General features: G+C 61.5%; 12 protein-coding genes. 7 read left to right on the plus strand and 5 right to left on the minus strand.

Going from position 1 to position 13,990, the window contains the following annotated elements; all coding sequences use genetic code 11:
- Window positions 1-47: 47 nt before the first annotated feature.
- Window positions 48-710: a GMP/IMP nucleotidase gene (gene yrfG, locus ACTJK9_RS08735; protein WP_440813365.1), complete on the minus strand. Its 663-nt coding sequence runs from the start codon at window positions 708-710 to the stop codon at window positions 48-50.
- Between the two features lie 88 nt (window positions 711-798).
- On the opposite strand from yrfG, the gene nudE reads away from it, so the two are divergent.
- On the plus strand, window positions 799-1,368 hold the full coding sequence (nudE, locus tag ACTJK9_RS08740) for an ADP compounds hydrolase NudE (protein ID WP_064592763.1): 570 nt from the start codon (window positions 799-801) through the stop codon (window positions 1,366-1,368).
- Between the two features lies 1 nt (window position 1,369).
- Window positions 1,370-2,203: a 3'(2'),5'-bisphosphate nucleotidase CysQ gene (gene cysQ, locus ACTJK9_RS08745; protein ID WP_085648154.1), complete on the plus strand. Its 834-nt coding sequence runs from the start codon at window positions 1,370-1,372 to the stop codon at window positions 2,201-2,203.
- A gap of 13 nt (window positions 2,204-2,216) precedes the next feature.
- On the opposite strand, the gene ACTJK9_RS08750 is transcribed toward cysQ, so the two are convergent.
- The 4 genes from ACTJK9_RS08750 to rfbC form a co-directional block, all read right to left on the minus strand.
- A complete protein-coding gene (locus ACTJK9_RS08750) occupies window positions 2,217-2,672 on the minus strand; it encodes a thioesterase domain-containing protein (RefSeq protein ID WP_085611190.1) in 456 nt (151 codons plus the stop codon).
- A 40-nt stretch (window positions 2,673-2,712) separates the two neighbouring features.
- Window positions 2,713-4,101: a sigma-54-dependent transcriptional regulator gene (locus tag ACTJK9_RS08755; RefSeq protein ID WP_074689475.1), complete on the minus strand. Its 1,389-nt coding sequence runs from the start codon at window positions 4,099-4,101 to the stop codon at window positions 2,713-2,715.
- Window positions 4,098-5,906 carry a sensor histidine kinase gene (locus ACTJK9_RS08760; RefSeq protein WP_440813368.1) on the minus strand — a complete coding sequence of 603 codons (1,809 nt, stop codon included), beginning with the start codon at window positions 5,904-5,906 and terminating at the stop codon, window positions 4,098-4,100. The genes ACTJK9_RS08755 and ACTJK9_RS08760 overlap by 4 nt, the downstream gene beginning before the upstream one ends.
- 106 nt (window positions 5,907-6,012) lie before the next feature.
- Complete coding sequence (gene rfbC / locus ACTJK9_RS08765; protein ID WP_221398496.1) at window positions 6,013-6,558, minus strand: dTDP-4-dehydrorhamnose 3,5-epimerase; 546 nt, start codon at window positions 6,556-6,558, stop codon at window positions 6,013-6,015.
- 180 nt (window positions 6,559-6,738) lie between these two features.
- Here rfbC and ACTJK9_RS08770 point away from each other — a divergent pair, with 180 nt between their 5' ends.
- The 5 genes from ACTJK9_RS08770 (at window position 6,739) to ACTJK9_RS08790 (ending at window position 13,891) form a co-directional block, all read left to right on the plus strand.
- Window positions 6,739-9,651 (plus strand): aminotransferase, encoded by a 2,913-nt coding sequence (locus ACTJK9_RS08770; protein WP_440813371.1) that lies wholly within the window; start codon window positions 6,739-6,741, stop codon window positions 9,649-9,651.
- Between the two features lie 177 nt (window positions 9,652-9,828).
- On the plus strand, window positions 9,829-10,935 hold the full coding sequence (gene aguA, locus ACTJK9_RS08775) for an agmatine deiminase (RefSeq protein ID WP_007952634.1): 1,107 nt from the start codon (window positions 9,829-9,831) through the stop codon (window positions 10,933-10,935).
- Window positions 10,936-11,180: 245 nt separating this feature from the next.
- Complete coding sequence (locus ACTJK9_RS08780) at window positions 11,181-11,393, plus strand: hypothetical protein (RefSeq protein ID WP_065257771.1); 213 nt, start codon at window positions 11,181-11,183, stop codon at window positions 11,391-11,393.
- 243 nt (window positions 11,394-11,636) lie between these two features.
- Window positions 11,637-12,305 carry a DsbA family protein gene (locus ACTJK9_RS08785; protein ID WP_221398497.1) on the plus strand — a complete coding sequence of 223 codons (669 nt, stop codon included), beginning with the start codon at window positions 11,637-11,639 and terminating at the stop codon, window positions 12,303-12,305.
- Window positions 12,306-12,604: 299 nt separating this feature from the next.
- On the plus strand, window positions 12,605-13,891 hold the full coding sequence (locus tag ACTJK9_RS08790) for an OprD family porin (RefSeq protein WP_064592776.1): 1,287 nt from the start codon (window positions 12,605-12,607) through the stop codon (window positions 13,889-13,891).
- The last annotated feature ends 99 nt before the right edge of the window (window positions 13,892-13,990 follow it).

Here is a 13,990-nt window from a genome sequence, read left to right on the forward strand (position 1 = left end):
CATTTCAGTTGTGGGAGCGAGCCTGCTCGCGATGGGGACGATGCGGTCTACAGGCCCGCAATCAAATCCCGATAATCCTCGACCGCCGCGAACTCCCCGGTGTCCTTCGGCCCTTTGCGGCTGTCCGGCTCTTTCACGGCCAACAGATGCGCCACGCCGAAATTCCGTGCACTGCGCAGGATCGGCAAGGTGTCGTCGATGAACAGACTACGCGCCGGGTCAAAACCGATGTCGGCCTGCAAGGCGTCCCAGAATTGCGGGTCTTCCTTGGGGAAACCGTAATCGTGGGAGCTGATCAGCCGCTCGAAGTACGGCGCCAGTTCGATGCGTTCCAGTTTCAGCGACAGTGAATCGCGGTGGGCGTTGGTGATCATCACCACGCGTTTGCCGGCTCGCTTGATCGCCTCCAGAAAAGTGTCGGCGTCCGGGCGCAGGGCGATCAGGTGGGCGGTTTCCCGTTTCAGTTCGCGAACTGACAGCTTCAGTTCGGCGCTCCAGAAGTCCAGGCAGTACCATTGCAACTGACCGGCATGGCGCTCGAACAACGGCTGCAATTCCATTTCCGCCATGGCCCGGCTCACGCCATGCAGTTCGGCGTAGCGCTGCGGCAGGTGTTCGAGCCAGAAGTGGTTGTCGAAGTGCAGGTCCAGCAACGTGCCGTCCATGTCGAGCAGAACGATATCGATGTCGGACCACGGTAATGAAGGCATGGCAACGTCTCGAACGGTAGAAAGATATCCGACGCAAACAATCGGAAAAGCCGCGTTATAGTAGCGCGTTCACGCCAAGGAGCTTTGCATGCGCCAGAAACCCACCGTACTCGCCCGCGAGATCGTCGCCACCAGCCGGCTGTTCTGCGTCGAAGAGCTGAAGCTGCGTTTCTCCAATGGCGTGGAACGCACCTACGAGCGACTGGTCGGCAAGGGCGCCGGCTATGGCGCGGTGATGATCGTGGCGATGCTCGATGCCGAGCACGCGGTGCTGGTCGAAGAATACTGCGGCGGTACCGACGAATATGAACTGTCGCTGCCCAAAGGCCTGATCGAGCCCGGCGAAGATGTGCTGGCTGCCGCCGAACGCGAGCTCAAGGAAGAAGCCGGTTATGGCGCGCGACAGCTGGAGCATCTGACCGAGTTGTCGTTATCCCCCGGTTACATGAGCCAGAAAATCCAGGTGGTGCTGGCCACCGACCTGTACGAAGAGCGTCTCGAAGGCGACGAACCCGAGCCGATGCGTGTAGACAAAGTCAATCTGCGACAGCTGTCGGCACTGGCGCAGAATCCGAATTTCAGTGAGGGCCGCGCCCTGGCGGCGCTGTACCTGACCCGCGATCTGCTGACCCAGCGCGGATTTTTCAGTCATGAGTGAGATATCGATGAATTTTCCCCATCCGTTGATGACGCCGGTGGTTGAACTGGCCCTGCGAGCCGGTGAGGCGATCCTGCCGTTCTGGCGTGCCGATGTGGCGGTCACCGCCAAGTCCGATGATTCGCCGGTGACGGCGGCGGACATGGCCGCTCACCACGTGATCGTGGCGGGCCTGACGGCGCTGGACCCGAGCATTCCGGTGCTGTCCGAAGAGGACGCCAACATCCCGCAAAGCGTGCGCGCAGGCTGGCAGCGCTGGTGGTTGGTGGACCCGCTGGATGGCACCAAGGAGTTCATCAGCGGCAGCGAAGAATTCACCGTCAACATTGCGTTGATCGAAAACGGCCGGGTGGTGTTCGGTGTGGTGTCGATGCCGACCACTGGGCGGTTCTACGTCGGCGGTGCGGGGCTCGGTGCCTGGCGCGGCGACACGGGCGGCACGCCGGTGGCGATTCAGGTTCGTGACGTACCGGGGCCTGGCGAAGCGTTCACCGTGGTTGCCAGCCGCCGTCATTCGAGTCCGGAGCAGGAACGCTTGCTGGCCGGTTTGAGCGCCAGCCTTGGCGAGTTGCAGCTGGCCAACATCGGCAGTTCGCTGAAATTCTGTCTGCTGGCCGAAGGTGCGGCGGATTGTTACCCGCGACTGGCGCCGACTTCGCAATGGGACACGGCGGCGGCGCAGGGCGTTCTGGAAGGGGCGGGCGGTGAAGTGCTCGACCTGAGTGGCGCAGCGTTCTGTTACCCAGCTCGGGAGTCTTTGTTGAACAGTTTCTTCCTGGCGTTGCCGGCGAAAGCCGCATGGCGGGCGAAGCTGCTCGAACTCGCCCGCTCGTAAGCGTGTTCAGTCTTCAGCGGTGCAGGACGTACTGCCCGCTGAACGTCACTGCATCCTCATCGCTCCCGGCATTGACGACCCGCGTGTGCAGCGTCAGTCGCGCCCGCCCGTAGCGCTGATACATTGTCAGAAATTTCTTCCACTGCGCTGCGCTCGGTGACGGGCAAATCGCAATGGCATCACCGGTCACCGGCAGTGGATAACTGATCTGCCCCTCCTGGATCACGATGTGGCCGTCGGTGATGCCTTCTTCCTTCAATCGCAGATGCAGCCAGCCCCAACCGGCCAGCACCGCGCCGCAATACAGGCTGCCGCCGAACATGGTGCTCTTGTGATTGACGTTGGCGTCCAGCGGCAAGTGCAGGCGTAGTTGCTGTTCCTGCCAGTCGAGCACCTTGAGGCCCATGTCCCGGGTCAGCGGGATGTCGTGGTGAAGAACGGATTCCAGATAACGACTGTCGTGCTTCATGCCCGGACCTCTTGCGGCAGAAAAGTGAATTGAGCGTGCTTCATTCGGATTCGTCGGAATGGCCGCCGCTGCCAGCGAAATTCAGCCCGTGCTTGCGCAGTTTGTCGTGCAGGGTTTTGCGCGGAATGCCCAGGGCTTCGGCGAGACTGCGCACGGAACTGTGAGAGCGGGCCAGTTCGGCGGCGATGAGGGATTTCTCAAAATTTTCCACTTGTTCGCTGAGCCCTCCCGCCGTGATTTCGACGGTGGTGCCGGGGCTGCCATCGGGTTGCGTGTTGTCCAGTGCCAGTTCCAGGCCGAGGGCAAAACGCTCTGCCGCGTTCTGCAATTCCCGCACGTTGCCCGGCCATGAATGGCGCAGCAGCAACGCCCGTTGCGCCGGTTGCAGTTCATGCGGTGGTAGACCGTGGCGGGCGCTGGCTTCGTCGGCGTAATGCTGGAATAGCATCAGCGCGTCCTCGCCCCGTTCACGCAGTGGCGGAATGCGCAGCGGTGCCACGTTGAGGCGGTAATACAGGTCGGCACGGAAGCGTCCCTGATCGGCGGCCTGACGCAGGTCTTCCTTGGTCGCGGCGATGACGCGGATGTCCAGCGGGATCAACTGATTGCCGCCCAGCCGTTCGACCACGCGCTCCTGCAGCATGCGCAGCAGTTTGACCTGCACGTCCATGCTCATGCTTTCGATTTCGTCTAGGAACAGCGTGCCGCCATTGGCGAATTCGAACTTGCCGATCCGGCGCTTTTGCGCGCCGGTGAAGGCGCCGGGTTCATGGCCGAACAGTTCGCTCTCGACCACCGACTCGGCCAGCGCCCCGGCGTTGATCGCCACGAACGGGCCGTTGCGCCGGCTCGACAGGTCATGCAGGGCGCGGGCGACGACTTCCTTGCCGGCGCCGGTTTCGCCGAGGATCAAGACGTCGGCTTTGGTCGCCGCCAGCGCGCCGATTTGCTCGCGCAGGCGCGACATCGGCGCCGACTGACCGACCAGCCGCGCGCTCAACTCGTTGCGATCACTCAGGGCCATGCGCAGGCTGCGGTTGTCCAGCACCAGACGCCGCAGGGCCAGGGCGCGGCGCACGCTGTCGAGCAGGGCGTCGCTGGCGAAGGGCTTTTCCAGAAAGTCGTAGGCACCCGCGCGCATGGCTTGTACGGCCAGCGGCACATCGCCGTGGCCAGTGATCAGCAGCACCGGCAACTCGGGATCCTGAGCATGCAACTCGCTCAACAGTTCCAGTCCATCCATGCCGGGCATGCGGATGTCGCTGACCACCACGCCCGGCCAGTCGCGTTCCAGTTGCGCGGCCAGACCCTTGGCCTCGGACAGCGGAAGAATTTTCAGGCCGGCCAGATCCAGAGTCTGGCCAAGGGCCTGACGCAGGTGTGGATCGTCGTCGATCAGCACCACCTGAATGCGGTTGTCGATGGTCATGCGCTTCGATCCTCGGACGGTTGCAGGCTGACCCCGGGCGCGCCAGCGCGCAGCCGCAGGGTGATCAGGGCGCCCCCTTGCTTGTGGTTGGCGAACGACAGTTCACCGCCGAAGGCGCGCATCAGGGTTTCGCAAATGGCCAACCCCAGACCGAGACCCTGAGTGCGGGTCTTGGTCGTGTAAAACGGTTCGCTGGCGCGGCCCAGGGCTTCCATGCAGAAACCCGGGCCATTGTCGCGAATGTACAGATTGACGCCTTCGTCGGTGGATTCGGCACTCAGCCACAATTTGCGCGGCGGGCCTTTTTCGGTCAGGGCGTCGAGGGCGTTGGCCAGCAGGTTGCCCAGTACCTGGCGTAGACGGGTTTCCCCGGCCTCGACCCAAAGGGTGGCGGCCGGCAGGTCGCGGATCAGTTCGACATCCATGCTCCGGCGACGTTTGGCCAGCAAGGCAAGTGCGTCGTCCAGCGCCGGTTGCAGGGCCACGCTTTCCGGGGCGTGGCGGTCACGCCGGGCGAAGGCGCGCAGGTGGGCGATGATCGAGGCCATGCGCCCGGTCAGCTCGCTGATCAGTTTGAGGTTGCCTCGTGCGTCTTCGGTGCGTTCATGGTCGAGCAGCACTTCGGCGTTTTCGGCGTAGCTGCGGATCGCCGCCAGCGGCTGGTTGAGTTCGTGGCTGATGCTCGCCGACATCGTCCCCAGCGCCGACAGCTTGCCAGCCTGTACCAGATCGTCCTGGGCGCGCACCAGTTCCTGCTGGGCCTGTTCGCGTTCAAGTACTTCCTGTTTCAGTCGGCGGTTGAGCCCTTCGAGATCACTCGTGCGCTCGGCAACCCGGCCTTCGAGTTCCCGTCGGGCCTTGGCTTCGAAGGCGATCCGTTCCAGGTAATGACGACGACGCTGCATCATCAGGCCCAGCAACAGCATCACCACCAGCAAGGTGGCGCCGCCGATCGCCACGACCGTGCGTACCGGTCGGTCGATCAAGGTACGCGGGGCAAGAATGCTCACGCTCCAGCCGGTTTCCGCGATCTCCTGAGTCTGTGGCAGCCACGCGGTCGGGCTCAGGTTCAGCGGGCGTGGCTCGCGGGTAGGGTAGGGCTGGATTGCGGTGATCGCCGCGCGCTCGGTATCACTCAGGGTGCGGGTCGCGCGAAAGCGCCATTCCGGGCGCGAGGTGAGGATGACCACGCCGTTGTGGTCGGTCACCAGCAGTTGTTCCGGGGTTTTGCCCCACAGGCTTTCGGTGTGGTCGAGGTCAACCTTGATCACCAGCACGCCGATGATTTTTTCGCCGTTGCGCACGGCGGCGGCGAAGAAGTAGCCGCGCTTGGCAGAGGTAGTGCCCAACCCGAAGAAGCGCCCGAGGCGTCCGGCCATGGCTTCGCTGAAGTACGGCCGGAATGAGAAATTGCGCCCGACGAAGCTGTCGTGTTTGTCCCAGTTGGACGCCGCGAGCGTCTGGCCGCTGGTGTCCATCAGGTACATGACTTCGGCGCCGGTCTGTGCGGCGATATTCTTCAACAGGCGGTTGGCGTTGCCTTGGGTCACGCCGTCGTCCGGCGCCCCGAGCACCGCGCGCAGGGCGGGCAGGTCGCCGAGGATTTGCGGCAGCACTTCATAGCGATGCAGCGTGCCCAACAGGTTGGCGACGTAGAGGTCGAGGGTCTGGCGATTCTGACCGGCCAGTTCGCTGCGGTAATAGCGCTCGGCCAAGTGTTCCAGCGGCCACAGCAGCGGTGCCAGGCACAGAGCCAGCAGGGCAAGACTGCGCCAGCGGGGGCGACGGGGAAGGGTCGGAGTCATGAGCATCGGGCGCCTGTGGGTACAGGCGCATTATGCCTAGGCTTGCCGGCGCAGTCTGCGCACCCGTGGCCGGGTGTGCAGCGGCGCTGAAGATTCACACAGGACTTCAGGAAAAGACGTCGGCGTCCTTGAGGAAGGCGGCCGCCTGATCCTTGGCCGACAATTTTGGCGCTTCGTCGAGTTGCCAGTCGATGCCCAGATCCGGATCGTCCCAGCGAATGCTGCGCTCGGAGGACGGGTTGTAGTAGTTGGTGGTCTTGTAGAGGAATTCGGCGAACTCGCTCAGCACCACGAAACCGTGGGCGAAACCTTCCGGTACCCACAGTTGGCGATGATTGTCGGCGGACAGGCGCACGGCCACCCACTTGCCGAAATGCGGCGAGCTGCGACGGATATCCACGGCGACATCGAGGACTTCGCCAGCGGTAACGCGGACCAGTTTGCCCTGAGTATTTTCCAACTGGTAATGCAGCCCGCGCAGCACGCCTTTCTGCGAGCGCGAATGGTTGTCCTGGACAAACTGCGTGTCGAGGCCGGTGGCGTCCTGAAAGGCCTTGGCATTGAAACTTTCGTAAAAGAACCCGCGCTCATCACCAAACACCTTGGGTTCGATGATCAGGACACCAGGCAGGTCAGTGGGGATTACATTCATGGGGATATTCCAGTGGCAGGTTTGAATGGCCGACATTCTTGCGCAAAGTGCCGGTGGGTGCGAGAGGGGCATGCAAATCCCCCTGCTTCGCAACCTGTCAGGGGACGGATGGTCTGGGGGTTGCTTATCGCCTGAAGCAATGGCGATATAGGCGCCTAATAAAATTTCAGGGGTCGCTCCATGTCGTTCGCCACGTTGATTCATCGCGCCAGTTTGCCCAGCCCTCAGGTTTCGCTGGAGCAGGCACGGCATCTGCTGGCGCAGCATTACGGCTTGAACGGTACGTTGCAGGCCCTGGGCAGCCAGCAGGATCTCAATTACCGGGTCGACAGCGAGCGTGGGCGGTTCGTGCTGAAGATCTGCCGGGGCGATTATTCGCTGGTCGAGCTGCAAGCCCAGCACGCGGGCCTGAAATATCTGGCTGAACACTGCGATGTCCACGTTCCCCGGGTCATCTCGGCCAGTGACGGCCAAGACCTGCTGACCCTGGACGTCGAGGGCGAATCGGTGCATGTGCGGCTGCTCGATTACATCGAGGGCCAGCCACTGACGGCTCTCGATCATCTTGGCCACGAAGTTGTTGCCGGGTTCGGCCGGCTCTGCGGCGAAATGGATCTGGCCCTGGCCGGGTTCGACCATCCGGGACTCGAGCGCACGCTGCAATGGGACGCGCGCCACGCCAGCGCACTGATCGAGCACCTGCTGCCGGTCATCGAAGACGAACGCCAGCGCGCGCTGATCGCCGAGGCTGCCGAACAGGCCAGACTTCGTTTGCAGCCGCTGGTGGAGAAGCTGCCGGTGCAGGCGATCCACATGGACATCACCGACGACAACGTGGTCTGGCAACGGGATGCCCGGCGGCACTGGCAGTTGCAGGGCGTTATTGATTTCGGCGACCTGGTGCGCACCTGGCGCATCACCGATCTGTCGGTCACCTGCGCCGCGCTGCTGCATCACGCCGCCGGCGATCCGTTGGTGATTCTGCCGGCGGTGCAGGCCTATCACGCGGTCAATCCGCTGCAGCACGAAGAACTGCTGGCGCTGTGGCCGCTGATCGTGGCGCGGGCGGCGGTGCTGGTGCTCAGTGGCGAACAACAGGTCGGCATCGATCCGGGCAACACCTACAGCCGCGACAACCTGACCCACGAATGGGAAATCTTCCGGGTCGCCACCTCGGTGCCGCTGGCATTGATGGAGGCGGCGATTCTTACGGCGGTCGGCCAGACATTGCCGGCCATCGACAGTGAAGGTTTTGCGCCGCTGTTGCCCGATCTGGTCGGGCGCGAATTCGCGTTGATCGACCTGGGTGTGTTGAGCGCGCACTTCGAGGCGGGGAACTGGGAGCAGCCTGGCATCGATCAGCGTCTGTTGAACGAGGCCGCTGTCATCCATGGTCTGGCGGCCAGTCGATACGGGCAATATCGGTTGTCGCGCACCCGGCCCGACAGCGCCGATGAGCCAGAGACTTTCCCGCTGCACGTCGAATTGCATGTACCCCAAGGTTCGACGGTGGAGGCGCCGTTCGCTGGCGTACTGCACCTGTCGGCCGACGGCGCACTGCGACTCGACGGCCCGCAACTTAGCCTGCGTCTGTGGGGCGTGAAACCTTCGTTGCACAGCGGCGCTGCGCTGGTGAAAGGTCAGGTGCTGGGTTCGGTGGACGGTCCGTTGATCGTGCAATTGATTCGCGGCGCACAGCTTGAGGCGCCGCTGTTCTGCACGCCGAGCCGTGCGGCTGCTTGGCAAGCACTTTCCCCATCACCGGCCGCGCTGCTGGGTCTGGCCTGCGACGCCGAACCCGAGCTGGACGCAGCAACCCTGCTGGCGCGCCGCGACGCCAGTTTCGCCCGCACCCAGAAGCACTATTACGTCGACCCGCCGCGCATTGAGCGCGGCTGGCGCAATCACCTGATCGACATGCAGGGCCGCTCCTACCTCGACATGCTCAACAACGTCGCGGTGCTCGGCCACGGTCACCCGCGCATGGCGGCGGTGGCGAGCCGGCAGTGGTCGCTGCTTAACACCAATTCACGGTTCAACTATGCGGCGGTCGCCGAGTTCTCCGAACGCTTGCTGAAGCTGGCGCCGGAGGGCATGGATCGGGTGTTCCTGGTCAACAGCGGCAGCGAGGCCAATGACCTGGCGATCCGCCTGGCGTGGGCCGCCAGCGGTGGCCGCGACATGATCAGCGTGCTGGAGGCCTATCACGGCTGGACGGTCGGCGCAGACGCGGTCTCGACCTCGATTGCCGATAACCCGCAAGCCCTGAGCAGTCGCCCGGACTGGGTGCATGCGGTGACCGCTCCGAACACCTATCGCGGCGAGTTTCGCGGCGCGGATTCGGCGCCGGATTATGTGCGCAGCGTCGAGCATCATCTGGCGAAGATCGATGAGCAGAAACGGCAACTGGCCGGGTTCATCTGCGAGCCGGTCTACGGCAATGCGGGCGGGATTTCGCTGCCGCCGGGTTATCTGAAAAAGGTCTATGAATTGGTGCGCGCCCGTGGCGGCGTGTGCATCGCCGATGAGGTGCAGGTCGGTTACGGCCGTATGGGCCATTTTTTCTGGGGTTTCGAAGAGCAAGGCGTGGTGCCGGACATCATCACCATGGCCAAAGGCATGGGCAACGGCCAGCCGCTGGGCGCGGTGATCACCCGCCGGGAAATCGCCGAGGCGCTGGAGGCCGAGGGCTATTTCTTCTCGTCCGCCGGCGGCAGTCCGGTGAGCTGCCAGATCGGCATGGCGGTGCTCGATGTCATGGAAGAAGAAAAGCTCTGGGAAAACGCCCAGGTGGTCGGCGCCCACTTCAAGGCGCGGCTGGAAGCGCTGATCGATCAATATCCGTTGGTCGGCGCAGTGCACGGTTCGGGGTTCTATCTGGGGGTCGAGCTGATCCGCAATCGGGAAACCCTGGAGCCGGCAACCGAGGAAACCACCCTGTTGTGTGATCGCCTGCGCGAGCTGGGGATCTTCATGCAGCCGACCGGCGATTACCTGAACGTTTTGAAGATCAAACCGCCGATGGTCACCTCGCGTCAGAGCGTGGATTTCTTTGTCGACATGCTGGCGAAGGTGCTTGAAGAAGGGCTTTGAGGCGATCCGCAATCTTCAAATACCGATTTGTATCGGTATTTGAAGGGGTTAATTCAGATTGTTTTTTATTATTGGCTTCTAATGCCGATATTTATCGTTTATAAAGTCGCCATAGTCCGTCGTCCAACCTGTACGGCGTGTTGAAAACCCTCGACGGTTCCCTGGAGTCTGATCGACATGACCACATTGAAAAGCACACCACGCGCCGATGGCTTCTACATGCCGGCCGAATGGGCACCGCAAACCCAGACCTGGATGATCTGGCCCGAACGTCCGGACAACTGGCGTCTGGGCGGCAAACCAGCGCAGGCCGCTCACGCCGCCGTGGCCAAGGCCATCGCGCGTTTCGAACCGGTAACCGTGGCGGTGTCCGCCGGCCAGTACGAAAACGCTCGCGCTCGCCTCGACGTGCCGAATATCCGCGTGGTCGAGATGTCCAGCGATGACGCCTGGGTTCGTGACAGTGGTCCGACTTTCGTGATCAACAACAGCGGCGAAGTGCGCGGTGTGAACTGGGATTTCAACGCCTGGGGCGGCTTTGACGGTGGCCTGTATTCGCCGTGGAACCGTGATTCCCAGGTCGGCGGCAAGATCCTCGAAATCGAGCGCAGCCCGCGCTACCGCACCGAAGGCTTTGTGCTCGAAGGCGGCTCGATTCACGTAGACGGCGAAGGCACCCTGATCACCACCGAAGAATGCCTGCTCAACCGCAATCGCAACCCGCACCTGGGCCGCGAAGAAATCGAAGCGGTGCTCAGTGAAAACCTGTCGGTGGACAAGATCATCTGGCTGCCGGATGGCCTGTTCAACGACGAAACCGACGGCCATGTGGATAACTTCTGCTGCTACGTGCGTCCGGGCGAAGTGCTGCTGGCCTGGACCGACGATCCGCAGGATCCGAACTACCCGCGCTGCCAGGCCGCGATGAAAGTGCTGGAAAGCAGCACCGACGCCAAAGGCCGCCCGTTCACGGTGCACAAGATGCCGATTCCGGGGCCGCTGTTTGCCACCGAGGAAGAATGCGCGGGCGTGGACCCGGTGGACGGTACTCAGGAACGCAACCCGAGCGTGCGCCTGGCCGGTTCCTACGTGAACTTCCTGATCGTCAACGGCGGGATCATCGCGCCAAGCTTCGACGACCCGATGGACGCTCCGGCCCGGGAGATCCTGCAGAACCTGTTCCCGCAACACGAAGTGGTGATGGTGCCGGGGCGCGAACTGTTACTGGGAGGCGGCAATATTCACTGCCTTACCCAACAGCAGCCCGCGCCGCACAAAGAGTGAGTGCGGATGTAACAGCTTGAGTTGATTGGAAAATCGACCAGGCAGTCATTTGTTGCCCACGCTTGAAGAGAAACCCGCAGCCCGTCAGGACTGCGGGTTTCTTTATGTCCGCTGGTCGACAATTGCCAGACATTGGCATAGCTCTTGTATCGCTCATGGCGCACTAGGGAGGGGGGAGAACTTCAACAGTTCTGTCATATACCTTGGATAACTTAGCCGCTCATGAACGGGGAGAGAGCGCTGAAATGAACGCCGAAGTGAACGTAATCAGCGAGCGGACGTTGCATCCCATGGCTGTAAATAGTGAGTCGCTCCAGATTGTCGCGCACTGGTTGAAGTCCAATGGAACGCGTCAGATCAGGGAACCTGATCCGCGCCGGATGATGATCGAGCGTTACCCCGCTGGCCTGTTCAGCGAGGCCGAACTGGACGCATTGTGGGATGTGATGGAAGGATAAGAAGAACAAACAGGGATTGTAAAAAGCGCTGCCGGGATGGCAGCGCTTTTTTTATGAGCGCGATATCAGAAGCTGTAGGTGCTGGTGACCACCAGGTTGTCTGCCTGATCCGGTAGTGGCGGCTGCCGGTCTCGATTTGACCGATTGCCGAAACACACTGAAAGCCATTCCGGCGTTTTTCCGCAACGACCGAGGGACTAATGTGCCGACATCATTTCCCCACCTTCCAGCCGGAGCTTTCCGATGACCCTTCACTACATTTACGACCCGTTGTGCGGCTGGTGCTATGGCGCCAAACCGCTGGTGCAGGCCGCGCAACAAGTGCTGCCGGTGATCGTCCACGCCGGCGGCATGATGACCGGTGCCAACCGCCAGAGCGTTTCGCCGCAACTGCGCAATTACGTAATGCCTCATGACCGGCGGATCGCCGAATACACCGGTCAGCCGTTTGGCGAAGCCTATTTCGAAGGCCTGTTGCGCGATCACACCGCGGTGTTTGATTCGGCACCGCCGATTGCCGCTGTGCTGGCAGCGGAGAAAATCGACGGCCGTGGCCTGGAACTGCTGGGGCGTTTGCAGACGGCGCACTATGTCGAGGGGCGCCGAATTGCCGACGAAAGTGTGCTGTTGGAATACGCGGTGCAGCAGGGTTACGACGCCGCTACTTTCTTGAACGCCAAGCAGTCCGTCGACACCGAGCAACATATGAAGAACAGCCGCGCTCTGTTGGCGAAACTCGGCGGGCAGGGTTTTCCGACTCTCGCACTGGAGCAGGATGGTCAGTTCACAGTGGTGGATATCGGCCCGTGGCTCGGTAAACCGCAGGCCTTCGCTCAATGGTTGAGTGAGTCGTTTACGCCTGCGACAGCGGCGCATGCCTTGCCGGTCTGTGGCCTCGACGGGTGTACGTGACCCGGCATTAAAATCCCTGATTACAGGCGTTTCCCTGCACGAAGCCACCGCAAAATTTACTTTTTTTAGACGTTTTTCGCCTATTTAAAGACGATTCTTGAAATTGACACATTGTTGAGGGCGCGGCTACGATTCGGCCCAACGCCTGTGGCTAACCGCCATGACTCAAAATCAGGAGCAGGCCCGCCATGACATTGTCTTGAGCGGGTCTTTTTGTTTCGGGGTGAATAAAAGAGTGCAATAAGCGCCGTTTCAGCCGTTCGACACAGCGCGTTTCAACCCGTAATAAGGAAAACAAAATGTTGAACAAGCGAATCAGTTTGATCGCACTGGGGATGTTGAGTGCCACTTCGGCCATGGCTAACGACCAGGCCGAGTCCAAGGGTTTTGTTGAAGACAGCAGCCTCAAAGTGCTGCTGCGCAATGCCTACATCAATCGTGACTACAAAGATGGCAACCAGGACAAAGCCGAATGGGGCCAAGCGGCCATCGGTACGTTCTCGTCCGGTTTCACTCAAGGCACCGTGGGTGTGGGTGTGGATGCCTTCGGTCTGTACGCACTGCGCCTGGATGGCGGCAAGGGCCGCAGCGGTGCCGGTGGTATCGACTTCTTCAAACAGGGTGACAGCGGCAACGCGGCTGACGACCTGTCGAAGGGTGGCGCAGCGGTAAAATTCCGTATCTCCAACACCGTACTGACTTACGGTGACCAGATGCCGGCCCTGCCGGTGCTGAGCTACGACAACGTGCGTCTGCTGCCGGAAAGCTACACCGGTACTTTGATCACTTCCAAAGAGATCAAAGGCCTGGAGCTGAACGCCGGCCGTTTCACCGCCGAATCGCGCAAGAGCGCTGAAGGCCGTGACAGCGGTGGTCTGAAGTCGATCAACGTGTTGGGCGGTAGCTACCAGTTCACCGAACAGTTCAAGGCAGCGCTGTACGCTTCCGACGTCGAAGACGTGCTGAAGAAGCAATACGTGAACGCCAACTACGTGTTCCCGATCGACAAGGATCAGTCCCTGACCCTGGACTTCAACGGTTACCGCACCAAGCTGGACAACTCCTACGTCCGCGAAAACGGTGTGACCGGCGACGACAACAAGATCTGGAGCCTGGCAGCGACCTTCGCCACCGGCCCGCACTCGTTCACCGTGGCGCACCAGCGCTCCACCGGCGACAGCAACCTGGGTTACGCCTACGGCGGTTATCAGAAAGGTCAGGGTCGCGTGGGTGACGGTGGCAACACCATCTACCTGGCCAACTCCTACTGGTCCGACTTCAACGCTGAAGACGAGCGCAGCTGGCAGTTGGGCTACGGCCTGGACTTCAGCGCATTCGGCGTACCGGGTCTGAGCTACAACTTCGCGTACGTGCGTGGCGACAACATCACCACGTCCACCAGCGAAGGCGGCACCGAGCGTGAGATCTTCAACCAGTTCAAGTACGTCGTGCAAAGTGGCCCGGCCAAAGACCTGAGCATCAAGCTGCGTAGCTCGATCCTGCGTGTTTCGCAGAAATCCAGCGAATACAACGTCAGCGGCAACGAACTGCGTGTATTCGTGGATTACCCGATCAATATCTTCTGATGATCGGTTGACCCGCAAAACGCGACAGAAAAACCCCGACTGGTTCGGGGTTTTTTTTTGACGCTTTTTGAAAAAACAGCATAAAAACCCGTGTTTTTG

Origin of the sequence: Pseudomonas sp. 22082, from assembly GCF_052046055.1 — a bacterium.
GTDB lineage: Bacteria > Pseudomonadota > Gammaproteobacteria > Pseudomonadales > Pseudomonadaceae > Aquipseudomonas > Aquipseudomonas pharyngis.

Coding starts and splice junctions, on each gene's coding strand:
- yrfG (WP_440813365.1), bottom strand. CDS start 710: ATGCCTTCATTACCGTGGTCCGACATCGATATCGTTCTGCTCGACATG.
- nudE (WP_064592763.1), top strand. CDS start 799: ATGCGCCAGAAACCCACCGTACTCGCCCGCGAGATCGTCGCCACCAGC.
- ACTJK9_RS08750 (WP_085611190.1), bottom strand. CDS start 2,672: ATGAAGCACGACAGTCGTTATCTGGAATCCGTTCTTCACCACGACATC.
- ACTJK9_RS08755 (WP_074689475.1), bottom strand. CDS start 4,101: ATGACCATCGACAACCGCATTCAGGTGGTGCTGATCGACGACGATCCA.
- ACTJK9_RS08760 (WP_440813368.1), bottom strand. CDS start 5,906: ATGACTCCGACCCTTCCCCGTCGCCCCCGCTGGCGCAGTCTTGCCCTG.
- rfbC (WP_221398496.1), bottom strand. CDS start 6,558: ATGAATGTAATCCCCACTGACCTGCCTGGTGTCCTGATCATCGAACCC.
- ACTJK9_RS08770 (WP_440813371.1), top strand. CDS start 6,739: ATGTCGTTCGCCACGTTGATTCATCGCGCCAGTTTGCCCAGCCCTCAG.
- aguA (WP_007952634.1), top strand. CDS start 9,829: ATGACCACATTGAAAAGCACACCACGCGCCGATGGCTTCTACATGCCG.
- ACTJK9_RS08780 (WP_065257771.1), top strand. CDS start 11,181: ATGAACGCCGAAGTGAACGTAATCAGCGAGCGGACGTTGCATCCCATG.
- ACTJK9_RS08785 (WP_221398497.1), top strand. CDS start 11,637: ATGACCCTTCACTACATTTACGACCCGTTGTGCGGCTGGTGCTATGGC.
- ACTJK9_RS08790 (WP_064592776.1), top strand. CDS start 12,605: ATGTTGAACAAGCGAATCAGTTTGATCGCACTGGGGATGTTGAGTGCC.